General features: G+C 64.9%; 20 protein-coding genes and 2 pseudogenes. 12 read left to right on the top strand and 10 right to left on the bottom strand.

Annotated elements, in window-relative coordinates:
* Positions 1-159: 159 nt before the first annotated feature.
* Both recQ and AYJ54_RS12990 read right to left on the bottom strand, forming a co-directional pair.
* Positions 160-2,025: a DNA helicase RecQ gene (gene recQ / locus AYJ54_RS12985; RefSeq protein ID WP_063699297.1), complete on the bottom strand. Its 1,866-nt coding sequence runs from the start codon at positions 2,023-2,025 to the stop codon at positions 160-162.
* Positions 2,026-2,178: 153 nt separating this feature from the next.
* Positions 2,179-2,553: a nuclear transport factor 2 family protein gene (locus AYJ54_RS12990; protein ID WP_063699298.1), complete on the bottom strand. Its 375-nt coding sequence runs from the start codon at positions 2,551-2,553 to the stop codon at positions 2,179-2,181.
* Between the two features lie 94 nt (positions 2,554-2,647).
* On the opposite strand from AYJ54_RS12990, the gene AYJ54_RS12995 reads away from it, so the two are divergent.
* Positions 2,648-3,076 (top strand): GFA family protein, encoded by a 429-nt coding sequence (locus AYJ54_RS12995; RefSeq protein WP_063699299.1) that lies wholly within the window; start codon positions 2,648-2,650, stop codon positions 3,074-3,076.
* A gap of 189 nt (positions 3,077-3,265) precedes the next feature.
* Here AYJ54_RS12995 and AYJ54_RS13000 read toward each other — a convergent pair whose 3' ends face one another.
* Together AYJ54_RS13000 and AYJ54_RS13005 are read right to left on the bottom strand one after the other, a co-directional pair.
* The gene (locus tag AYJ54_RS13000) at positions 3,266-3,952 is read right to left on the bottom strand and encodes a DUF1345 domain-containing protein (RefSeq protein ID WP_063699300.1); all 687 of its coding nucleotides are present in this window, start codon (positions 3,950-3,952) and stop codon (positions 3,266-3,268) included.
* 227 nt (positions 3,953-4,179) lie between these two features.
* Positions 4,180-5,103 carry a polyprenyl synthetase family protein gene (locus AYJ54_RS13005; protein ID WP_063699301.1) on the bottom strand — a complete coding sequence of 308 codons (924 nt, stop codon included), beginning with the start codon at positions 5,101-5,103 and terminating at the stop codon, positions 4,180-4,182.
* Between the two features lie 161 nt (positions 5,104-5,264).
* On the opposite strand from AYJ54_RS13005, the gene mtgA reads away from it, so the two are divergent.
* The 3 genes from mtgA to AYJ54_RS13020 all read left to right on the top strand — a co-directional run bounded on the left by mtgA (position 5,265) and on the right by AYJ54_RS13020 (position 7,086).
* Positions 5,265-5,945 carry a monofunctional biosynthetic peptidoglycan transglycosylase gene (mtgA, locus tag AYJ54_RS13010; protein WP_063699302.1) on the top strand — a complete coding sequence of 227 codons (681 nt, stop codon included), beginning with the start codon at positions 5,265-5,267 and terminating at the stop codon, positions 5,943-5,945.
* A gap of 163 nt (positions 5,946-6,108) precedes the next feature.
* Complete coding sequence (rpmF, locus tag AYJ54_RS13015; protein WP_024509484.1) at positions 6,109-6,291, top strand: 50S ribosomal protein L32; 183 nt, start codon at positions 6,109-6,111, stop codon at positions 6,289-6,291.
* Positions 6,292-6,444: 153 nt separating this feature from the next.
* Positions 6,445-7,086, top strand: coding sequence for a hypothetical protein (locus AYJ54_RS13020; protein ID WP_063699303.1), 642 nt, complete (start codon positions 6,445-6,447; stop codon positions 7,084-7,086).
* 204 nt (positions 7,087-7,290) lie between these two features.
* On the opposite strand, the gene AYJ54_RS13025 is transcribed toward AYJ54_RS13020, so the two are convergent.
* A complete protein-coding gene (locus AYJ54_RS13025) occupies positions 7,291-7,551 on the bottom strand; it encodes a hypothetical protein (protein WP_063699336.1) in 261 nt (86 codons plus the stop codon).
* Positions 7,552-7,773: 222 nt separating this feature from the next.
* Here AYJ54_RS13025 and AYJ54_RS13030 point away from each other — a divergent pair, with 222 nt between their 5' ends.
* Positions 7,774-9,465 carry a bifunctional diguanylate cyclase/phosphodiesterase gene (locus AYJ54_RS13030; RefSeq protein WP_063699304.1) on the top strand — a complete coding sequence of 564 codons (1,692 nt, stop codon included), beginning with the start codon at positions 7,774-7,776 and terminating at the stop codon, positions 9,463-9,465.
* Positions 9,466-10,001: 536 nt separating this feature from the next.
* Here the strand turns inward: AYJ54_RS13030 and AYJ54_RS13035 are convergent.
* A complete protein-coding gene (locus tag AYJ54_RS13035) occupies positions 10,002-10,370 on the bottom strand; it encodes an antibiotic biosynthesis monooxygenase family protein (RefSeq protein ID WP_063699305.1) in 369 nt (122 codons plus the stop codon).
* A gap of 97 nt (positions 10,371-10,467) precedes the next feature.
* On the opposite strand from AYJ54_RS13035, the gene AYJ54_RS13040 reads away from it, so the two are divergent.
* Positions 10,468-10,938, top strand: a complete 471-nt coding sequence (locus tag AYJ54_RS13040; RefSeq protein WP_063699306.1) for a MarR family winged helix-turn-helix transcriptional regulator — start codon at positions 10,468-10,470, stop codon at positions 10,936-10,938.
* A 126-nt stretch (positions 10,939-11,064) separates the two neighbouring features.
* On the top strand, positions 11,065-11,364 hold the full coding sequence (locus AYJ54_RS13045; protein WP_063699307.1) for a hypothetical protein: 300 nt from the start codon (positions 11,065-11,067) through the stop codon (positions 11,362-11,364).
* A gap of 32 nt (positions 11,365-11,396) precedes the next feature.
* On the opposite strand, the gene AYJ54_RS13050 is transcribed toward AYJ54_RS13045, so the two are convergent.
* Complete coding sequence (locus tag AYJ54_RS13050; protein WP_063699308.1) at positions 11,397-14,264, bottom strand: PAS-domain containing protein; 2,868 nt, start codon at positions 14,262-14,264, stop codon at positions 11,397-11,399.
* A 451-nt stretch (positions 14,265-14,715) separates the two neighbouring features.
* Positions 14,716-15,309, bottom strand: coding sequence for a polyhydroxyalkanoate synthesis repressor PhaR (phaR, locus tag AYJ54_RS13055; protein ID WP_063699309.1), 594 nt, complete (start codon positions 15,307-15,309; stop codon positions 14,716-14,718).
* Positions 15,310-15,624: 315 nt separating this feature from the next.
* Here phaR and AYJ54_RS13060 point away from each other — a divergent pair, with 315 nt between their 5' ends.
* The 4 genes and pseudogenes from AYJ54_RS13060 to yddG all read left to right on the top strand — a co-directional run.
* Positions 15,625-16,803, top strand: a complete 1,179-nt coding sequence (locus AYJ54_RS13060) for an acetyl-CoA C-acetyltransferase (protein WP_063699310.1) — start codon at positions 15,625-15,627, stop codon at positions 16,801-16,803.
* A 256-nt stretch (positions 16,804-17,059) separates the two neighbouring features.
* Positions 17,060-17,785, top strand: a complete 726-nt coding sequence (gene phbB / locus AYJ54_RS13065; protein WP_063699311.1) for an acetoacetyl-CoA reductase — start codon at positions 17,060-17,062, stop codon at positions 17,783-17,785.
* 100 nt (positions 17,786-17,885) lie between these two features.
* A pseudogene (locus tag AYJ54_RS52275) lies at positions 17,886-18,017 on the top strand (aromatic amino acid exporter YddG); the annotation flags it as partial.
* A 1-nt stretch (position 18,018) separates the two neighbouring features.
* Positions 18,019-18,740 (top strand): annotated as a pseudogene (gene yddG, locus AYJ54_RS13070) (aromatic amino acid exporter YddG); the annotation flags it as partial.
* Between the two features lie 308 nt (positions 18,741-19,048).
* Here the strand turns inward: yddG and AYJ54_RS13075 are convergent.
* Both AYJ54_RS13075 and gloB read right to left on the bottom strand, forming a co-directional pair.
* On the bottom strand, positions 19,049-19,471 hold the full coding sequence (locus AYJ54_RS13075; protein ID WP_063699312.1) for a cupin domain-containing protein: 423 nt from the start codon (positions 19,469-19,471) through the stop codon (positions 19,049-19,051).
* Between the two features lie 9 nt (positions 19,472-19,480).
* Positions 19,481-20,248, bottom strand: a complete 768-nt coding sequence (gene gloB / locus AYJ54_RS13080) for a hydroxyacylglutathione hydrolase (protein WP_063699313.1) — start codon at positions 20,246-20,248, stop codon at positions 19,481-19,483.
* Positions 20,249-20,356: 108 nt separating this feature from the next.
* On the opposite strand from gloB, the gene AYJ54_RS13085 reads away from it, so the two are divergent.
* A complete protein-coding gene (locus AYJ54_RS13085; protein WP_063699314.1) occupies positions 20,357-21,103 on the top strand; it encodes a class I SAM-dependent methyltransferase in 747 nt (248 codons plus the stop codon).
* Positions 21,104-21,147 lie beyond the last annotated feature (44 nt).

Here is a 21,147-nt window from a genome sequence, read left to right on the forward strand (position 1 = left end):
CGGTACTCCTACCGATCGTAATCGATAAACTCCGCGGTATGGATCCCGGATCTGCGCTCCGCTTCGCTGCGCTTGTCCGGGATGACGTGTGGAGAGAGTTGCGCGCGCCAACTACAGCCTGCACCGCCGACTATCGCGTGCGACTGGGCGGCGCTCCCCCTACCGCGTCTTGACCAGCCGCAGCAGCTCCTCGCCGTAATGTTCGAGCTTCTTGTTGCCGATCCCTGGCACGTTGCGGAGCTCGTCGAGCGTGGTCGGCCAGGCTCGGACGATGCCGTCGATGGTGGCATCGTGCAGCACCACATAGGCCGGCACGCCACGCTCGCGCGCGACATCCGAGCGCCAGGCACGCAAGCGCGCACGCAATTCGGGATCGACATCGCCTTGCGGCGCGCTCGGCACGGCGGCGAGATCGCCGCGGCGGGATTTGGCGCGGCTTGAGCGGATGCGAGTGCCGGGTGCCTCCTCGCGCAGCCATACCTCGGTCTCGCCGCGCAGGACGCCGCGCGAAGACTCAGTCAGCTTCAGGGCGCCAAAAGCCTCGCTGTCGCTCTGCAAATGCCCCATCGCCACCAACTGCCGCAGCACGGTGCGCCACTGCTTCTCGTTGAGCTCGCGCCCGACGCCGAACACCGAGATCTTGTCGTGGCCGAATTGCGTCACCTTCTCGGTCAGGCGCCCGACCAGCACGTCGATCAGGTGCATCGCGCCAAAGCGCTGTCCGGTGCGGTAGACGCAGGACAAGAGCTTCTGCGCCAGCACCTTGCCGTCGCGCATTTTCGGCGGCGTCAGGCAGTTGTCGCAATTGCCGCAAGTCTCGCCCATCACGATCTCGCCGAAATAGGCGAGCAGCCGCCGGCGCCGGCAATGCGGCGTTTCGGCGAGCCCGACCAGCGCGTCGAGCTTGCCGATCGAGACCCGCTTGAAATCGTCGGAGGCGCCGGACTCGTCGATCATGCGGCGCTGCTGCACGATGTCGGAGAGCCCATAGGCCATCCAGGCGGCGGATGGCTTGCCGTCGCGACCGGCGCGTCCTGTCTCCTGGTAATAGGCCTCGATGCTCTTGGGCAGATCGAGATGGGCGACGAAGCGCACGTCCGGCTTGTCGATGCCCATGCCGAAGGCAATGGTCGCGACGATGACGATGCCGTCCTCATTGAGGAAACGGTCCTGGTTGCGCGAGCGCACGCTGCTGTCGAGGCCGGCGTGGTAGGGCAGCGCCGCAATGCCGGCATCGTCGAGCGCGGCGGCGACCTCCTCGACGCGGTTGCGGGACAGGCAATAGACGACGCCGGCATCGCCGGCGTGACGCTCCCGGATGAACTCCTTGAGCTGCGACACCGCATTGCGCTTGTCGACGATCTCGTAGCGGATGTTCGGCCGATCGAAGCTGGAGACGAATTGCGGGCTATCCGCGAGCTGAAGCCGCTCGACGATCTCCTTGCGTGTCAATTCGTCGGCGGTCGCGGTCAGCGCGATGCGCGGCACGTCGGGAAAACGTTCGGCGATGACGGAGAGCCCGACATATTCGGGTCGGAAATCATGGCCCCATTGCGAAACGCAATGCGCTTCGTCGATGGCAAACAGTGCCACCTTTGCCTGCGCCAGCAGCGACAGGCAGCGCGGCGTGACGAGGCGTTCCGGTGCGACATAAAGCAGGTCGAGATCACCTGCGATCAGGCGGCGCTCCACTTCGGACGCCTCCTGCGGCGTCAGCGACGAGTTCAGCGCGGCAGCGTTGACGCCGGCTTCGATCAGGCCAGCGACCTGGTCGCGCATCAGCGCGATCAAAGGCGACACCACGATGCCGCAGCCTTCGCGTAGCAGCGACGGCAGCTGATAGCAGAGCGACTTGCCGCCGCCGGTCGGCATCAGCACCAGGCAGTTTCCGCCATCCACGACGTGCCGGATGATCTCGCCCTGCGCGCCGCGGAAGCCGGGCAGGCCGAACACGGAATGCAGCACCGACAGCGCATCGCGGCCGCCGACGGACGCGGGCAATGGGGCAGTGGAGGGCGCGGACATGGGCGAACAGGATTGGCGATGACGATTCCGTCACCGCCAGTGGCATGACCGCGCTGGCGTGACAAGGTTTTTGAGGTGGGCGCGGCGGCACTTCCCGCCGGGTGTGGACGGGCGTCCCAGGTCTCGGCGCGGAGAGCAGCTCTTCCGCTCGCCTCAGCCCTTCAGGTCATACCGGTATGATTTCGAGACGATCTGCCAGCCGTCGCTGAGTTTCATCGCCACCAGATAGTCGGTGAAATAGCGCGGCGGCAGCTGGCACCTGACCTTGATGAAGGCGGTCTTGTCATCAGATCGATCGATGGTGACGATGAAATCCTCGCGCGGCTTGCCCTCGGCCTTCGCGGAGGCCCGTTTGCGCACGCGGTCGAGCCAGTCCGGTACGGTGAGTACCTGAAGCTCGCCCTTCTCGACCCAGCGCAGGTCGGCCGAGGGATGGAAGATAGCGCCGAGCTTTTCGGCATCGCCTTCGTAAAGCCCATCGAAATAGCTCTGCACGACGGCCTCGACGCTCGCACGGTTCTGGCTCATGGGTCATCCTCCCGAATGTTTGCGCAGGCAGAACTTAGTCACTCGCGCCGAATTGCGCTATGGGTGTCATTGCCGCTTGCGCGAGAGCCTTGTCATGACCGGATCAGAAAAGTCGAGCGCTCGTATTCTTGCCGGCGAATGCTTCTGCCGCGCGGTCCGCTTTGAGGTGGCGGACGAATTCTCCTACGCGATGAACTGCCACTGTTCGAACTGCCGCCGCACCACCGGCTCCGCCTTCAAGCCGTTCGCCGGCATCGAGCAGCACAAGCTCCGCATCGTCACAGGCGAGGGCGAACGGATGATCGTGGGCGACGACACCACCCATGATGCACACTGCGCCCGCTGCGGCTCGCTGCTTTATTCCCGGGTTCGCGAAGGAAAATGGGTCCATGTCGCCCTGGGAACCCTGGTCGACGCGCCCGCGATCCGGCCAAGTGCCCATATCTTCGTCGGCTCCAAGGCGCCCTGGCACGAGATCACAGACAATCTGCCGCAGTACCGCGGGCACATCGCCGATGGCTGAGGCGAGCTCTCAGCCCACGTCGTCCCGGCGAAGGCCGGGACCCAACTACAGGGAGGTGTTTGGCGAAGATTGGCAGCCAAAGATCTTCCCGAGCCGCTGACACCGCGCTTCATCGATGGATCACGCGGTATGGGTCCCGGCCCCCGTGCGCAATTGCGCACTAGGCCGGGACGACATTGAGGAAACAGCCTACGTCGCGATCGCGCTCGCCGCGATGTTCACCGTCAGCGCGAGCAGCGCCGTGTTGTAGATGAAGGAGACGATGCCGTGTGCGGTGGCGGTGCGGCGAATGGTCTTGTCGGTGATGCCGACGTCGGAGACCTGCGCGGTCATGCCGATCACGAAGGAGAAGTAGACGAAGTCCCAGTAGTCGGCATGATCGTCCTTGTCGCCGCTCGGGAACTGCAGGCCGCCCGGTGGATGCCGGTAGTAATCATGGGCGTAGTGCAGCGCGAAGATCGTGTGCACGGCGGCCCAGCTCAGCGCGATTGTGGTGATCGCGATGGTCAGCTCCCAAACCCCGCGATGCGGCGTGCCGAGCTCGGAGACGATCGCGGCGATGCTCGCAAACGCGCCGGTCGCCGTCACCAGCAGGATCACGAAACGGCCATCGTCCTGCATCGCGGCGGCGCGGCGGATGTGCCGATGGTCGTTGTTCAGCATCATGCCGTAGACCAGCACCAGGTAGGCCGCGATCAGCGCATCCCAGCCGAGCAATAGCCGCGTCACCAACCGGAGCGAGCCCGGAAGCAGCAGAGCGACGATGATGCCGATACCAAGCGAGATGAAGGTCCGCGGTCGCGCATAAAGCAGTCGCATCGGCCGCGACATCTGGCGGAAGCGGACGAGGACGGGATCTTCCTTGTCAGTGGCCATGATGGCTACGCCCTCTCGGTCAACTCTCGTTGTCGCCGCAGCGGCGGTCTGCTCCCTCGCCCCGCACTTGTCCGTCGAAGCTTCAGCGAAGGCGGATGCGGGGTGGGGGAGTCTCCGCGAGGGCAGTGAGAGCCGGATTGGCGGAGAGTCCCCCTCATCCGACATTCAAGCTGCGCTTGAATGTCGCCTCTCCCCGCAGGCGGGGAGAGGCGAAGATTTCCCCTGCATCAGTTCTTTCGCTCGGCGACAAACCGCGCCGCCGCGCGCAGCACGTCGGCGCGATCGCCGAAGATCGAGACCGCGCTGTCGGCCCGCGCGAGCAGGTCGCGCACGCGCTGCCTGGCGCCGTCGATGCCGAGCTGGGTGACGAAGGTGGTCTTGCCGAGCGCTGCGTCCTGGCCCGAGGGCTTGCCGAGCGCGGCCGCATCGCCCTCGACGTCGAGCAGGTCGTCGGCGATCTGGAAGGCTTCACCGAGCGCGCGACCGTAATCGTCGAGCGCCTGATACTCTTTCTGCGAGGCTTGGCCCAGGATCGCGCCGGCGATGCAGCCGTAGCGCAACAGCGCGCCCGTCTTCATCTGCTGGAGACGCGCGACATCAACCGGCTCGCGATCGCCGAAGCGGCCTTCGCCGGCGAGATCGAGCATCTGGCCACCGACCATGCCGCCGATGCCGGCGCAGCGCGCCAGCGCGCGCGTCAGCAGGAGCCGCACAGTGGCGTCGCGATGGATCTCGTCGCGGGTGATGATGTCGAAGGCGAGCGTCAACAGGCCGTCACCGGCGAGGATCGCGGTGGCGTCGTCGGTCTTCTTGTGCAGGGTGGGACGGCCGCGGCGGAGATCCGAATTGTCCATCGCCGGCAGATCGTCATGGATCAGCGAATAGCAGTGGATGCATTCGAGCGCGGCGCCGGCGAGCAGGGCGGCTTCGCGCGGTACGCCGAACACGGCCGCGCTCTCGACCACCAGGAACGGCCGCAGGCGCTTGCCGCCGTTGAGGCTCGAATAGCGCATTGCGTCCATCAGTCGCTTGGGGCGGGCGATTTCATCGGGCAGGATGTCGTCCGACAGCAAGCGGCCGAGCAAGGCCTCGGTGTCATCGGCGGTCTTGTCCAGACGCTTGGCGAAGTCGGGCGGGTACGTGCCGGTCATCAAGAAAGGCTCCAGAACTAAAATTCGGCGGGACAATCCTTTATGCGCCCGCCCCAGTCAATCGTTTGGAAGGCCTTAAAAGTGCTGAAAAAGGCCCGAATTATCACAGGCTTAATGGGCGAGCCCGCAGCCGCGTTTGATTTTGCGCCGGAAAGGTTGATTTGCGCGTTCTCAAGATCCTGATCGTGGTGCTCGCGATCGCGCTTCTTGCGCCCTATGCAATCGCGCCGTTCTATCGCACCGGCCACCCCGTCTCGACGCTGATGGCGTGGCGAACCTTGCGCGGTGCGCCGATGCACCGGGAATGGATCGATCTTTCGGCGATGTCGCCCTACCTGCCGCGCGCGGTGGTGGCGGCCGAGGACGCCCATTTCTGCAAGCACCGCGGCATCGACTGGGGCGCGCTGCGCGAGGCGATCGACGACGCCCAGGAGGACGGCACGCCGTTCCGGGGCGCCTCCACCATCACGCAGCAGGTGGCCAAGAACCTGTTCCTCTGGCAGGGGCGGGACTTCATCCGCAAGGCGCTGGAATTCCCGCTGGCGCTATGGATCGACTTCGTCCTGTCCAAGCCGCGGATTCTCGAGATCTACCTCAATATCGCCGAGCTCGGTCCGCAGGGGCAGTTTGGGGTGGAGACGGCGAGTGCCTATGCCTTCGGCAAGTCGGCCGCGAACCTCTCCCCCCGGGAGGCGGCGCTTCTGGCCTCGATCCTGCCGAATCCGGTCAAACGCAGCGCCAGGGCCCCCGGTCCGGGGGTGCGGCGGCTGGCCGCGACTTATATGGCGCGGGGGCAGGCGAGCTCCCTGGTCACCTGTTGGCGCGAAAATCGCGGATTTTGAGCCATTTCGGGTGCATTTTCGCACTCCAAAACCCTAGCTTTGCGGCCAGCCTTCCTCTATAAGCGCGGCCTTGATCGGCATTCAGCTCGCCTCGCATTGCGGGTGCTGAGCCGTCCCCCGCGGACGATGCCCGGACAACACCAATCCCTAGAGGATATTGATAATGGCCGTTCCGAGAAGAAAAACCTCGCCGTCGCGCCGTGGCATGCGCCGCTCGGCGGACGCGCTCAAGAAGCCGACCTATGTCGAGGACAAGGACTCCGGCGAGCTCCGCCGCCCGCACCATCTCGACCTCAAGACCGGCATGTACAAGGGCCGGCAGGTCTTGAAGAAGAAAGAGTCCTAAGGCCGGGCGTTTTCCTTTGGGCAGGGCGACGCAGCCCGCCTGATTTCGGCCAACCCAAGAGCTAAGATGTGTTAGGCGGTGACGGCGGCGGAGCAAATGCTTCGCCGCCGCATTGTCCTGCCCGGACGTCTTGATCGAGAAGGCATACAGCCGATGGTCGGTTTCCCGCTGCTTCTGATTCCGCTCGCGGTCTACAACATCATCGCCTTCCTGATGCCGACCGTGTCGTTCTCGGACGTGCTGTTCAAGGTGCCGATGGTGACGGGCGAGGTCTGGCCGGTCACGCTCGCCGACCTCCTGCTCGCGCTCGGCGTGGTGCTGTTGCTGCTCGAGGTGGTCAAGGGGGCGCGGCCCGGCGCCAAGTTCCTGATGGATCACCTGCTGTCGCTGATCATCTTCGGCGCAGCCGCCGCCGAATTCGTGATGTGGCCCAAGTTCGGCAACTCCACCTATTTCCTCCTGGTGCTGCTCTCGATGGCCGATTTCCTCGGCGGCATCGCCCAGCGCACGCGCCGCCGCGTCACCTATGTCGCCGCCGAGACCGTGACGGTGCCGCGCAAGGCCAAGCGCCAGGCCGAGGCGACCGCGGACGAGGCGGTTGCCGAGCCCAAGTTCGAGCCGGTGGCTGCGCCGCAGCCGCCTGTTCCTCCCGCGCCTTCGGCGCAATCGGTCGCCGAATCCGTGCTGATGGATCATCCCGCGCCGAAGCCTGCGCAGAGCCCGCCGTCGCCTGAAATCCCCTCGCCGCATCTGCAGCCGGGCAACGGCACGCCGTCTCCTGACACGCCGCGCTGATCTCTCGGGATTAATCTCGTTTGCAGCCGCGTCGGCAGTGTGCCCCCCTCTCCCGCTTGCGGGGGAGGGTTGGGGTGGGGGTGTTTCCGCGGAGAAGGTCCCCGAGAGGAAAGAGCCCTCACCCGGCGCTTCGCGCCGACCTCCCCCGCAAGCGGGAGAGGTGACCGAACCTGTGGCTCCATCGCAAAACTTACTGGCGTCCGCTCAGGCTACCTGCCGGGTGCGTGCGCTGACGCTGGGTAGCGGGCGCTTGCCGCCATAGGCCGTGCGGGCATCCTCGGGGGAGGCGCGACGCAGCCGGCTCGCCTGGGGCAGGTGCTCGGCATTGGCGATCAGCTGGGTGACGAAGCTCGGATCGGGACGCGGCAGCGGCACCTTGTGGACCCGCTGCAAAGTCGGCGTCAGCGGCACCAGGGCCGTGCCCGTGCCGCTGCCTGTCTCATCCGATCGATCAGTACCCAACATCGCAATCACCGTTGATCCGGCAGGGCTGTCGCGTTTCGGGACGCTGGCGCCGGTGCGTGTCATGTACTCGCAAGGCCTATGCCGGTCGGGCCGGCTTGGTTCCGATACCGCCTTCGAACGTGGTTTCCAAATTGTTTATGAACTTTGCCTAGGGTGGGGGGCGAATCTAGCTCTATCCTGTGTCGACTCAGGACTCCTCCGCTGTCCCGAAACGAGGCGATTTTGACCCCCGCATTGCCGCAAGCCTCCGAAATCCTGGCTGGCCTCGGCCAGGCCGTGTTCGTCTGGGACCTCGCCAGCGACGCCATCGTCTGGGGCGAGCAGGTCGGTGCCGTGTTCCCCGGCATTCCCGCCGAGCGGCTCGCGACCGGTGCCGAATTCGCCCGCCTGATCGAGCCCACGCAGTCGCTGCGCAGCGCAGCGCTTGCCCAGTCTGCCGTGCACGGCGCCGACGGCACGCCCTACCGGGTCGAATATGGCGTGCGCATGAGCGCCTCGGACCCCGTGGTCTGGATCGAGGAGACCGGCCGCTGGTTCGCCGGACCCGACGGCCGCCCGCTGCGCGCCCAGGGCATCGTCAGCATCAACAACGAGCGTCACGTTCGCGACGAGGAACTGGCCAGGCTGGCGCGCCTCGATCCCCTGACCGGCGAGCTCAACCGCACCCACCTGATCGCGGCGCTGGCCGAGACGATCGAGGAGGCGACCCGCTTCCGTTCGACCTCGGCCTTCATGCTGCTCGGCATCGATCATCTCGCCCGCGTCAACGATGCCTTCGGCTTCGACGTCGCGGATGCCGTGATCCTCGACGTGGCCAAACGCATCCGCGCGCGACTGCGCGGCGGCGACGTGCTGGGGCGCTTCTCCGGCAACAAGTTCGGCCTGATCCTGAAGAACTGCACCATCGACGACATGAACATCGCCGCGGAGCGCTTCCTTGCCGGCATCCGCGACGAGGTGGTGCCGACCAGGTCGGGGCCGGTCTCGGTCACCGCCTCGATCGGCGCCGTCAGCGTGCCGCGCTATGCCCGCAGCACCGACGAGGCGATCAACCGCGCCCATGAGACGTTAGATGCTGCCAAGCGCCGCCGCGCCGGCTCATTTGCGGCGTGGCGCCCGAACGCCGAGCGCGACGCGCAGCGCCGCGTCAACATCCGTGTCACCGACGAGATCGTCACCGCGCTGAACGAGCGCCGCATCCTGCTCGCCTATGAGCCGGTGGTCGCCGCGGGCACGCGCGAGGGCGCGTTCCACGAATGCCTGGTGCGGATGGACCAGGGCGACGGCCAGGTGCTGCTCGCGCCGGACATCGTGCCGGTCGCCGAACGGCTCGGCCTCATTCGCCTGGTCGATCACCGCGTGCTCGAGCTCGTGGTCGCCGAGCTCGCCGCCTCGCCCGATGTCCGGCTCAGCCTCAACATCTCGCCGGACACCACAATGGATCCGGACTGGTGGGCGGGAATCGAGTCGCTCATGCACGCCCATCCCGGCGTCGCCGAGCGGCTGATCGTGGAGATCACCGAGACGGTCGCCATCCAGGACATCGACGATGTTCGCGCCTTTGTCGGGCGCCTGAAGCATTTCGGCAGCCGCATTGCCATCGACGATTTCGGCGCCGGCTACACCTCGTTCCGCAATCTGCGCAAGCTCGGCGTCGACATCGTGAAGATCGACGGCGCCTTCGTGCAGAACATCACCCATTCTGCCGACGACCGCGCCTTCGTGCAGACCCTGATCGATCTCGCCCGTCGCCTCGACATCAAGACGGTCGCCGAGTGGGTCCAGGACGAGGAGGCAGCAAGCATGCTGCGCGACTGGGGCTGCGACTACATCCAGGGCCGCCTGATTGGGCTGGCCTCCGCCGAGCGCCCATGGGGCTCGTCGCCGAGCAGCGCAGTGCCCGTGGCGGGGTAGGGATCGTAGCCATCGCAGGGTGGGCAAAGCGAACCGTGCCCACCATTTCTCCCCCGGGTCGCTGTCCGAGCGAAACCGGGTCGCTGTCCGAGCGAAAAAGGTATGTCCCGTGACAATTCCACCGATCAGCTTTGTCGATCGTGACAGTGGGGACGAAGCTTTAGTGCTGGTTCGTGTGATCGATAATCTTGCTGGTTGGCGCTGTTGCTAAAGCGCGGCAGCGATTTGGAAGTCGTGCTCGGGCCTGAGGAGCTGGATAAACTAATCGAAGCGCTTCAGACGGCGCGGCTCGCCGTTCGAGCCAACGACACGCACTAGCTAATCGATCCGCGAATTCGATTACCCTCTCCCCTTGTGGGAGAGGGTGGCTCGCCGCGCAGCGGCGAGACGGGTGAGGGGTCTCTCTCCACGAATCAATCTCGCGACTTGAGTTTGCGGAAACAACCCCTCATCCGGCGCGCTATGCGCGCCACCTTCTCCCACAAGGGGAGAAGGGAAAGCATCGTGCCGCGCGCCGAACCGAATTCAATCAGCAGCTACGCCACGCAGATATTCGGCACCGCGACCTTCTGAAACAGATGCGGGCTCGCGACCGCGGATGCGGGGTAGACCGCGATCTTCGCCCGGAATTCCGGATGGGTGAAGGCCGCGCGGAAATGCGCGTTGGATTCCCAGACCGCGTAATTGAGATAGGTCGGATTGTCGCCGACGGCGCGGTGAAGCTGGGTCGAGATGAAGCCCGGTTGCCGCTTCATGAAGGCGGCATCGTCCTGCCAGCTCTTCAGGAAGCTCTGCTCATCCGCCGCATCGAGCGTGAACAGGTTCACCAGCACCACGGGGCCGGTGTCGAGCGCGATCTGGCGGTCGATCGGGAAGGCCGGGTCGAGGGGGCGCATCTGGGGCATGACATCACTCCATCTAGTTTGGTATCATCATGTCAATTCGACAATGTGTGACATAGGTCATTGACATGACCATGTCAATATCGCACTATCGTGACAAATGAGCAAAATTAAGCGAACCCCATCCGGCGAGGCCCTGACGGGCCTCATCCTCGACCTGTTCCGGGCTAATGGCCTGCTTTTGACCGCCGGCGACCGGCTGGTGGCGCAGCTCGGCCTCACCAGCGCGCGCTGGCAGATCCTGGGGGCGATCGTCGACGCCGAGCGTCCCGAGCCGGTCGCCTGGCTCGCCCGCAATCTCGGTGCCAACCGTCAGAACGTGCAGCGCATCGTCAACGACCTCGAGCGGGACGGTCTCGTCGCGTTCGAGATCAATCCGCATCACCGCCGCGCGCAGCTCGTGGTCCTCACCGATAAGGGCAGGCAGGTCTACGATGCCGCCGGCCGATTGCAGGTCCCGTGGGTCAACCGCCTCGCGGACGGATTGTCGGTCAGGGAAATCGAGGTGGCCCATCGCGTCGTGACCGCACTGCGAGCCGGTCTGAAAGACGCCGGTGAAGCGAACGAATGAGCAAGTGAGGCGCCGGAGGATACGAGGCGTACATCGCGCGAACCCATTTCGGACTCAAATCCGCCGCCGACTCAATCGATGATTCCAAATACGGCTGGCGGCATGTCCTGAGTTGGGGAATTTGCCATGAGTGATGAAGATTTGCTGCGTCATAGGAGACAGAAGCTGATTTCCACCGCCGAAGATATCGTGCCTGATGAGTCGTTCGAACTTCTGTCGCGGGAGTTTTGCGAAGTGGCGAGCTTTTCGGACGATGAATCCCCGTCGGACGACGTTTGTTTGCTTCTTGAGGAGAATGCGCGGCTTCGTGCGCTTGCCATTAGTCTTTCCAGCCTGGTCGGAGACCTCTCCGACCAGGAGTGGAGCAATGCACTCGCATCGGCAGATCGTGCGACGCTCAATCGCCTGAGGCCGTCTCGGTCGTGACGATAGAGAGAGCGGCGAGGTGAAGCGGAGCGTCACGCCACGCGGCGGATCGCGCTCAGCCTCTCGATCACGCCGCCCACCTCCGCAGCGGGGCATGGCTTGCCGAAGTAATATCCCTGCACGGCGGTGCAGCCGCACTCGCGCACGAAGTCGAGCTGCTCGACCGTCTCCACGCCCTCCGCCGTCGTCTCGACGCCGAGCACGGCGCCGAGGCTGGCGATGGTGCGGACGATGGCGATGCTCTCCGGGCTTTCGCCGAGCGTGCCGACGAAGGAGCGGTCGATCTTGATGCGGTCGAACGGAAACTTGCGCAGGTAACTGAGCGATGAGTAGCCGACGCCGAAATCGTCGAGGCTGACTCGCACGCCGAGCGCGCGGAGCTGATGCAGGATCTCGATCGTCGCCTCGCTGTCGTCGAGCAGCGCCGTCTCGGTGACCTCGAGCTCGAGCCGTCGCGGCGGCAGCCCCGCCTCCGCGAGCGCATTCGTGACCATCGCCACCAGCCCGCGCGCGCGGAATTGCACCGGCGACAGGTTGACGGCCACCGTGACGCCCGGCCAGGACGCGGCGGTCGCGCAGGCCGTGCGCAACGCCCATTCGCCGATCGGAACGATCAGGCCGTTCTCCTCCGCGATCGGAATGAACTCGGCCGGCGAGACCAGACCGCGCAGCGGATGATTCCAGCGCAAGAGCGCCTCGAAGCCGGTGAGCTCGGATGTGTCGAGCCGGACCTGTGGCTGGAACACCAGATGGAACTGGCGCCCCTCCAGCGCGCCGCGCAAGTCGTGCTCGAGCGCGTGGCGGTTGCGCGCCTCCTCCTCCATCTCGGCTTCGAACAGCTGATAGGCGCCGCGTCCCTTGGCCTTGGCCTGGTACAGCGCGAGGTCGGCGCATTTCATCAACTCGTCGGCGTCGAGCCCGTGGTCGGGTGCGATCGCGATGCCGATCGACACGCCGATATGGATCGACTGGCTTTCCAGCGGGGGCGGCCGGCCGATGATCTCGACCAGACGACGCGCGAGCTGCTCAGCGGCTTGCGGCTGCGGTCCGCGTTGCAGCACCGCGAACTCGTCGCCGCCGAGGCGAGCGACCGTGTCGTGCTCGCCGACATTCTCCTTCAGCCGCGCCGCGACCCAGCGCAACAGCCGGTCGCCAGCGGCATGTCCGAGCCGGTCGTTGACCGTCTTGAAATTGTCGAGGTCGAAGCACAGGACGGCCATGGCGCCGCCAGCGATCGCGACCTGGTTCAGACCCTCGGTCATCTTCTCGCGGAACAGCGTACGGTTGGGCAGGTCGGTAAGCGAATCGTGCCGCGCCATGTGCGCGACGCGGGCCTGCGCCTTGTGCCGCTCGGTGACGTCCTCGTAGGTGACGACCCAGCCGCCATGCTCCATGCGCTTGTGATTGAGTTTGATGATGCGGCCGTCGCTCAAATGGCGGTGCAACGTGTGCTCGCCCTCGCGCAGCCGCTCGACATAATCGACATAAAGCTGTGCGGCCGTCGTGTTCGGATGGATGCCGAGCGAGCAGCTGTGCTCCATGATCTCGCGCATCGAGACGCCGGGCTTAACGACATCGGGCGACAAGCCGTACATCTCGATATAGCGGCGGTTGCAGACGATGACGCGCAGGCTCGAGTCGAGCATGCACAGGCCTTGGCTCATGTTGTTCAGCGCTGCGTCGAACCGGCGATACTGTTCGCTCAGCTCCTCGACCGCGCGCTCGCGCTCGGTGATGTCCTCGTAGGTGGCGACGAACCCACCCTCGGGCAGCGCGCAGTAGCGTACCGAGACCATGGTGTCGTTCGACATGCGGCGGCGCATCGGCGAAGAGTCGCGGCCCACGATTCGCGCGCCGGCGGTTTCGAGAATTTGCTGCGGGCTGTATTCCGAGGAGAACGCGCCGTTCGCAATCGACCGCTCGATCAGTTCGGAGAGATGCGTGCCGGGCGTGGCCTCCTGCGGCGACAGCATATAGATCTTCCGATACGTGGTGTTGCAGACGCGCAGGCGCATGTCGCTGTCGTAGAAGGCGAGCCCATGCGCCATGTTCTCCAGTGCCGCATCGAGGATGAGGTTCTGCTGCCGCAGCGCCTCCTCATATCGCAGCCGTTCGGTGACGTCCTCATGCACCGTCACCCAGCCGCCGTCAGGCAGGAAGCGGGTCACCGCCTGCACCATCCGCCCGTCGTAGCGCATCACGAGCAGGGACTTCGCCTTCCTGCTGCGGATGTCCTCCAGCCGGGCATCGTGGAATTCGTCCGCCGACATGCCCGGCAGGTTGCCCCGCGACATCCAGTGCTCGATCACCGTGCTGTGCGAAACGCCCGGCTTCACGACGTCGGCATCGAGGTTGTAGAGGCGCAAAAACCGATCGTTGCAGACGACGACGCGGCTCTCGGCGTCATACATGATGAGGCCGTGCGACATGTTGGCGAGCGCATGCTGGCTGCGTTCGGTCTGAAGCTGCAGCTCAGCCTCGAGCCGGGCGCGGCGGGTGATGTCGTCGCAGATCGTCATCCAGCCACCGCCGGGCAGCGGCTTCAGATCGAGCGCCATGACGAGGCCACTCGCCAGCCGCTGCTCGGTGCGGAAGGGCTCGCCGGCCGCGATCTGCGCGATGCGCGATGCGTACAGCGCGTCGAGTTCGCTCTCCGCGAAATTGCCCCGTGTCGCGCTGTGCGCAAGCACGTCGCGATAGCTCGTGCCCTGCCGGACCGCGTTCGGCGACAGGTCGAACAGCTCGAGATAGCGGCGGTTGAGCAGCACGATCCGGTTGTCAGCGTCGTAGACGCAGACACCCTGCTCCATGCGGTCGAGCGCAAGCTGGCTCAGCGCGAGCAGTGCCTCTGCCCCTTGCTCGCGGTGCGCACCGAGCTCGTTGTTGCGGGTCGACGTCATGGGATTGGCGGCTTCTCGGCGGGCAATACATTTAACGCGACGTAACTGGGACGCCGAGGGTAGCGGACACCCCGGAAAATTCCCTTAAGCGCGGTAGTTTACGGAGGGTGACTGGCGATGCGGAATTCGCGCGCGGGGCGGCCGCCGCTCGGGCGCCAAACGCGCGACGCGAGCACCTCCAGCGACAACCGCTTCGCGGTTGCGCGGGGATGAGGGGATCACAATCTGCAATGATGAGGTGGAAGCAGGATGCCTCCCAGCGTCGTCCCGGCGAAGGCCAGGACCCAACCCCAGGGTGAAGTTGTTTCACAAGATGGTGGCCACGGCGCGCCCAGATAACCCTGACCAGGATTATGGGTCCCGGCCTTCGCCGGGACGACGCGGAGTGAGTGGCGACGTTGCAGCAAGCTGGCGGCAGCGCACCTGGGGTGCGCTGGCGCGGAAGAAAGACCTACTCGTCCTTCTTTGACATCCGCTCGAGGCGTTCCTGCATTTCCTTCATCTGCTGGCGCAGATCGTCGATGTTCTTGTCCTTCGCCGGCTCGGCGTTCGCTTCGGGCTCGGGCTCCGGGGTGGCCGCCGGCCGCGCCGGCGGTGCGAAAGGCTTGAACATCGAGAAGGTCTGCTGGAACAGCTCCATGTTGCGGCGGACCTGTTCTTCCAACGGAGCAAAAGGAGTGCCGGACAGCGTGCTGGCGATTTGCTTGCGGAACTTCTCCTGCTCCTGCGTCAGCGTCGCGATCGACTGCTCCAGATATTTCGGCACCACCATCTGCATGCTGTCGCCGTAGAAGCGGATCAGCTGGCGCAGGAAGGTGGTCGGAAGCAAGTTCTGGCCGGCCTTGTTCTCCTGCTCGAAGATGATCTGGGCCAGCACGGAGCGGGTAATGTCGTCGCCGGTCTTGGCGTCGTAGACCAGGAAATCCTCGCCTTCCTTCACCATGGCCGCGAGATCTTCCAACGTCACATAGGTGCTCGTTCCGGTGTTATAGAGCCGGCGGTTCGCGTATTTCTTGATGGTGGTGGGCTGGTCTGATTTCGCCATGGGCTCTCACTTGCAAAGACACTGAGAACGGGAACCTGCGGCATTTGCCGCAAGGCGGGACGAGTACGCAACGCAACAAAATAAGCATTTTCAAAGGGCTCACGCTACCGTTTTGTGCGCCACGGTTAATTGCGGAGCAAAAAGTTGCTTGCGAAATCGCCACGAACGCTATTTTGAATGCGGTGCGGCATGAATTAGGCCCGCTGCCGATTGACATGCCTCAACGACGTTAACAGGATGCCTAACGAGACTGGCGAGCCGATTTCCCAAGCTCAGCCTGCCCCCTTTAAGAACCTCAAGCCCCAGGAGATGCCCATGTCAGACGATGTCGTCATCGTCAGCGCCGCCCGCACCCCGGTCGGAAGCTTCAACGGAGCGTTCGCGACCCTTCCCGCCCATGACCTCGGCGCCATTGCCATCAAGGCCGCGCTGGAGCGCGGTGGCATCGAGCCCGGCCGGGTCTCCGAAGTCATCATGGGTCAGATCCTGACCGCCGCTCAGGGCCAGAACCCGGCCCGCCAGGCCGCGATCTCGGCCGGTATCCCGGTGGAGAGCCCGGCGTGGGGCGTCAACCAGCTCTGCGGCTCGGGCCTGCGCTCGGTCGCGCTGGGCTATCAGGCGCTGGTCAACGGCGACTCCGACATCGTGGTCGCCGGCGGCCAGGAGTCCATGAGCATGGCTCCGCACGCCCAGTATCTGCGCGGCGGCGTCAAGATGGGCGCAGTCGAGTTCGTCGACACCATGATCAAGGACGGCCTGTGGGATGCCTTCAACGGCTACCACATGGGCAACACCGCGGAGAACGTCGCGCGGCAGTGGCAGATCACGCGCGCCCAGCAGGACGAGTTCGCGGTCGCCTCGCAGCAGAAGGCCGAGGCGGCGCAGAAGGCCGGCAAGTTCAACGACGAGATCGTGCCGGTGACCATCAAGACCCGCAAGGGCGACGTGGTCGTCAGCGCCGACGAATATCCGCGTCACGGCGCAACGCTCGATGCGATGGCGAAGCTGAAGCCGGCCTTCGAGAAGGATGGCACGGTCACCGCAGGTTCGGCCTCCGGCATCAATGACGGCGCCGCTGCGGTGGTGCTGATGACGGCGAAGCAGGCCGCCAAGGAAGGCAAGAAGCCGATCGCGCGCATCGTGTCCTGGGCGCAGGCCGGCGTCGATCCGAAGATCATGGGCTCGGGGCCGATTCCGGCCTCGCGCCTTGCGCTGAAGAAAGCCGGCTGGAACGTCGGCGACCTCGACCTGATCGAGGCCAACGAAGCCTTCGCGGCGCAGGCCTGCGCCGTCAACAAGGACCTCGGCTGGGATACCTCCAAGGTCAACGTCAACGGTGGCGCGATCGCGATCGGCCATCCGATCGGCGCGTCCGGCGCGCGCGTGCTGGTCACGCTCCTGCACGAGATGCAGAAGCGCGATGCGAAGAAGGGCCTTGCCACGCTGTGCATCGGCGGCGGCATGGGCATCGCCATGTGCGTGGCTCGCGACTGAAGGCGACCTTACGCGTGACCGACGCGTGCGCTGCACACGCCAGCCGCGTGCGTTGCACGCGACTAAAAAGGCGGCGGTTGCAAATCAAATATTCTTCGCAACCGCGCAACGCTCGATTAAAGACAAACGCCCGGCGATTCGCCGGGCGTTTTGTTCTTGATGTCCGTCAAACCTACCGCATAATCCGCAGTTAAAAACGATCACTTAGAAACGTCCAAGAAAACATCCGAGACGAGTCCAAGGGAAGGAAATCGACATGGCACGTGTTGCATTGGTGACGGGCGGAACGCGCGGTATCGGAGCTGCAATCAGCAAGGCCCTGAAGGCCGCCGGCTACAAGGTCGCGGCGAGCTATGCCGGAAACGATGCGGCCGCCGAGAAATTCAAGGCAGAGACCGGCATCGCCGTCTACAAATGGGACGTCGCGTCCTTCGATGCCTGCGCCGAAGGCGTGAAGAAGGTCGAAGCTGACCTCGGTCCGATTGAGGTGCTGGTCAACAACGCCGGCATCACCCGCGATACCGCCTTCCACAAGATGACGCTCGAGCAGTGGACCGCGGTGATCAACACCAATCTCGGTTCGCTGTTCAACATGACGCGCCAGGTGATCGAGGGCATGCGTGCGCGCAAGTTCGGCCGCATCATCTCGATCTCGTCGATCAACGGCCAGAAGGGGCAGTTCGGCCAGGTCAATTATTCCGCGGCCAAGGCCGGCGACATCGGCTTCACCAAGGCGCTGGCGCTCGAAAACGCCAAGGGCGGCATCACCGTCAACGTGATCGCGCCGGGCTACATCAACACCGAAATGGTGCAGGCTGTGCCGAGGGACGTGCTCGAGAAGAACGTCATCCCGCAGATCCCGGTCAATCGCCTCGGCGAGCCCGAGGAGATCGCGCGCGCCGTAGTGTTCCTCGCGGCCGATGATGCCGGCTTCATCACCGGTTCGACGCTGACCATTAACGGCGGCCAGTATCACACCTGATATAGCGCCAAGCATGTAGCTTCAGGCGCAACAAGACGGTAATGAAGACGCCATGCCCGGCCTCGTGCCGGGCATCCGCGTCCTCAGAGCCCTTCGATTGATGACACCCCGTACCGCGACCCTGATTGGCTTGACCGCGATCCTGATGTGGTCGCTGCTCGCGGTGATGACGGTGGCGACCGGAAAAATCCCGGCCTTCCAGCTCGCCGCGATCACCTTTGCGATCGGCGGGNCCTGGATCGGCCGCAGCGAGGCAGCGGCAAGCCTGCGCCAGCCACTGGTCGTGTGGGCGGTCGGCGTCGGCGGATTGTTCGGCTATCACGCGCTCTATTTCCTCGCGCTGCGCTTCGCGCCACCGGCCGAGGCCGGCCTGCTCAACTATCTCTGGCCGCTCTTGATCGTGGTGTTCTCGTCCTTCCTGCCGGGCGAGCGGCTTGCCGTGCATCACGTCATCGGCGCCGTGCTCGGCCTCGTCGGCACCGTGCTGCTGTTTGCCGGCAATACCTCTGGCTTCGCGCCGGGCCAGTTGCCGGGATTGATCGCGGCCTTCATCGCCGCCTTCGTCTGGGCGACCTATTCCGTGCTGTCGCGCCGGCTGAAGGCTGTGCCGACCGATGCCGTGGCCGGCTTCTGTCTCGCGACCGCCGTGCTCGCTGCGGTGATGCACCTCGCGCTCGAGACCACTGTGTGGCCGGAGACCTCGCTGCAGTGGCTGTCCATCGTCGCGCTCGGCGTCGGACCGGTGGGCGCCGCGTTCTACGCCTGGGACATCGGCATGAAGCGCGGCGACATCCGCGTGCTCGGCGCGGCCTCTTATGCGACGCCGCTGCTATCGACCGGCTTCCTCATCGCTGCCGGCTTTGCGAAAGCCAGCGCCAACATCGCCATCGCCGCGATCTTGATCGCCGGCGGCGGCCTGATCGCGGCGAAGGACATGGTGCTCAGGAAGCGATGATTCGTTCGCGCGCCATTCCGCTGATGCTGCTCGTAGCGCTCACGTGCCCGAGCGTGATGGCGCAAGTCAGCCCGAAACCCGAGACATTTTCCGGCATTCACCGGAAAGAGAGCGTGCGTGGCCGACCCGAGACCGCCACGGTAACCGACGGAAAATCCTTCATTCAATTGACCGAGCAGGAATATCGAGCAGGCGGTTTTTGGCCACCCTACGAAACGCTCCCGACGATTGTCGTTCGGCGACTGCCTGTGCGGGGTCCCGTGCCTAACAATTTGAAATAATAAATAGCTCGTCGCGTTCGTCTTGCGCTACGGCTCCCAGCCCATCGGCGCGAGCTCGAATTTTGCGAACTCGAACGCCGGGGCCACGGTGCAGCCGACCAGCGTCCATTCGCCGGTGGTCTCCGCCATCTGCCAGGCATCGGCCGGCACGATCGCCTGCGGCCGCTCGCCGCCGATGAGATCCGTTCCGAGGCGCACCTCGTGCCGGGTGCAGCCCTCATGCGCAATGCGCAGCATCAGCGGACTGCCGGCATAATAGTGCCAGACCTCGACCGCATCGATGCGATGCCAGTGCGAGCGCTCGCCGCGCGCGAGCAGGAAATAGATCGAGGTCGAGCGCGACCGGCCGTTGGCGTCCGTGCCCTGGTCGCGGAATGTCTCGCGGTAATGCCCACCTTCCGGATGGGGTCTGAGTTCAAGACGCGCGATGATCTCGGCTGCGGTCGGCATCGATCCCCGTCAGGACTTGTTCTTGCGCTCGCGCAATTCGCCGAACACCGCGGCGGCATCCGCGCCCCTCATGTGTAGCTTGGCTGCGACCGACGGTTCATCAGCTCGCAGGAACACGTTTGCTCGCTTCTCATCACCAAGCAGTGAAGGAATCGTGGGCTTGTTCTCGGCGCGGAGCTTCGCAACCTCCGCCGCGCGCGCCTGGAGCGCCGGATTGTCGGGCTCGACGGTGAGCGCGAACTTGACGTTCGAGGCGGTGTATTCGTGGCCGCAATAGAGCTTGAAGTCGTCGGGTAGCGCGCGCAGCTTGAGCAGCGAGTCCCACATCATCGGGTAGGTGCCTTCGAACACGCGGCCGCAGCCGATCGAGAACAGCGTGTCGGCCGCGAACACCGTCTTCTCGTTGTCGAACACGTAGGAGATGTGGTCGAGCGTATGGCCCGGCGTCTCCAGCACGCGCGCGAGCAGATTGCCGATCTTGACGATGTCGGCATTGGCAACGCGCAGGTCGACATCGGCGATTGTCGTCGTCTTGTCATGCGGCGCGACGACGCGGCAATTGTATTTCTGCTTGAGTTCGGCGACCCCACCGACATGATCGCCGTGGTGATGGGTGATCAGGATGTCGGTGAGCTGCCAGCCCTCGCGCTCCAGCGCCTTGAGGATGGGGCCGGCCTCCGGCGCGTCGATCGACGCCGTCGCCTTGGTTTCCGCATCGTGGATCAAATAACCGAAATTGTCGTTTAAACAGCTGAAAGTACGAATTTCGGCAGCCATGACATCTCCATCGCGCTCAGCCCCGTCAGACAGATATGGCGTTACTGTTGCGCAGGCAATGCAATATTGGGCGCGCTCAGGCTGCCGGCGCCATGTTAAGTTGCCGTCATGAGCATCGATGTCATTGATCTGCGTGACTTCTATTCGCGCCGCCTCGGGATCGTCGCGCGACAGCTGATCAATCGCGGGATCAAGGAGCGCTGGCCGAACGCCGTGGGGCAGCGGGTGCTCGGCATCGGCTACCCGACGCCCTATCTCGGACTGTTCCGTGAGGACGCGGAGCGCTGCATCGCCTTCATGCCGGCGGCCCAGGGCGTGCTGAAATGGCCCACCGGGCGGCCGGCGCTGGCCTCGCTGGTCGACGAGTTCTCGCTGCCGCTACCGGATGCCGCAGTCGACCGCATCCTTCTCGTCCACGCCCTGGAGATGTCGGACGACCCGGCCGCGCTCTTGCGTGAGGTGTGGCGGGTGCTGTCGCCGTCCGGGCGCGTGATCGCGGTCATCCCGAATCGGCGCGGGGTGTGGACCCGCACCGACAACACGCCGTTTGGTCACGGCCGACCCTATTCGCGCTCGCAGATCACGGACCTCTTGCGCCAGACCTGGTTCACGCCGACCGCCTGGGGGGAGGCGCTGTTCATGCCTCCCTATGCCGGCGGGTGGGTGCTCAAATCGGCCCATATGTGGGAGCGCGTCGGCGCGGCGCTGTCGCTGCCCTTTGCCGGCGTTCACATCGTCGAAGCCACCAAGCAGGTCTATCGCGCGATTCCCGCCAAGCGCGAGCACGCGCGGTTGATTCCCGCGCTGACGAAGCCGGTGCTGGTGCCGTCCTCGACGACGGCGACGCGCAGCTAGAAACAGGCCGCCAAAACACAATGTCCCGGCGAGGCCGGGACATT

The sequence above is a fragment of the Bradyrhizobium centrolobii genome (assembly GCF_001641635.1).
GTDB lineage: Bacteria > Pseudomonadota > Alphaproteobacteria > Rhizobiales > Xanthobacteraceae > Bradyrhizobium > Bradyrhizobium centrolobii.

Coding starts and splice junctions, on each gene's coding strand:
- recQ (WP_063699297.1), bottom strand. CDS start 2,025: ATGTCCGCGCCCTCCACTGCCCCATTGCCCGCGTCCGTCGGCGGCCGC.
- AYJ54_RS12990 (WP_063699298.1), bottom strand. CDS start 2,553: ATGAGCCAGAACCGTGCGAGCGTCGAGGCCGTCGTGCAGAGCTATTTC.
- AYJ54_RS12995 (WP_063699299.1), top strand. CDS start 2,648: ATGACCGGATCAGAAAAGTCGAGCGCTCGTATTCTTGCCGGCGAATGC.
- AYJ54_RS13000 (WP_063699300.1), bottom strand. CDS start 3,952: ATGGCCACTGACAAGGAAGATCCCGTCCTCGTCCGCTTCCGCCAGATG.
- AYJ54_RS13005 (WP_063699301.1), bottom strand. CDS start 5,103: ATGACCGGCACGTACCCGCCCGACTTCGCCAAGCGTCTGGACAAGACC.
- rpmF (WP_024509484.1), top strand. CDS start 6,109: ATGGCCGTTCCGAGAAGAAAAACCTCGCCGTCGCGCCGTGGCATGCGC.
- AYJ54_RS13020 (WP_063699303.1), top strand. CDS start 6,445: ATGGTCGGTTTCCCGCTGCTTCTGATTCCGCTCGCGGTCTACAACATC.
- AYJ54_RS13025 (WP_063699336.1), bottom strand. CDS start 7,551: ATGTTGGGTACTGATCGATCGGATGAGACAGGCAGCGGCACGGGCACG.
- AYJ54_RS13035 (WP_063699305.1), bottom strand. CDS start 10,370: ATGCCCCAGATGCGCCCCCTCGACCCGGCCTTCCCGATCGACCGCCAG.
- AYJ54_RS13040 (WP_063699306.1), top strand. CDS start 10,468: ATGAGCAAAATTAAGCGAACCCCATCCGGCGAGGCCCTGACGGGCCTC.
- AYJ54_RS13045 (WP_063699307.1), top strand. CDS start 11,065: ATGAGTGATGAAGATTTGCTGCGTCATAGGAGACAGAAGCTGATTTCC.
- AYJ54_RS13050 (WP_063699308.1), bottom strand. CDS start 14,264: ATGACGTCGACCCGCAACAACGAGCTCGGTGCGCACCGCGAGCAAGGG.
- phaR (WP_063699309.1), bottom strand. CDS start 15,309: ATGGCGAAATCAGACCAGCCCACCACCATCAAGAAATACGCGAACCGC.
- AYJ54_RS13060 (WP_063699310.1), top strand. CDS start 15,625: ATGTCAGACGATGTCGTCATCGTCAGCGCCGCCCGCACCCCGGTCGGA.
- phbB (WP_063699311.1), top strand. CDS start 17,060: ATGGCACGTGTTGCATTGGTGACGGGCGGAACGCGCGGTATCGGAGCT.
- AYJ54_RS13075 (WP_063699312.1), bottom strand. CDS start 19,471: ATGCCGACCGCAGCCGAGATCATCGCGCGTCTTGAACTCAGACCCCAT.
- gloB (WP_063699313.1), bottom strand. CDS start 20,248: ATGGCTGCCGAAATTCGTACTTTCAGCTGTTTAAACGACAATTTCGGT.
- AYJ54_RS13085 (WP_063699314.1), top strand. CDS start 20,357: ATGAGCATCGATGTCATTGATCTGCGTGACTTCTATTCGCGCCGCCTC.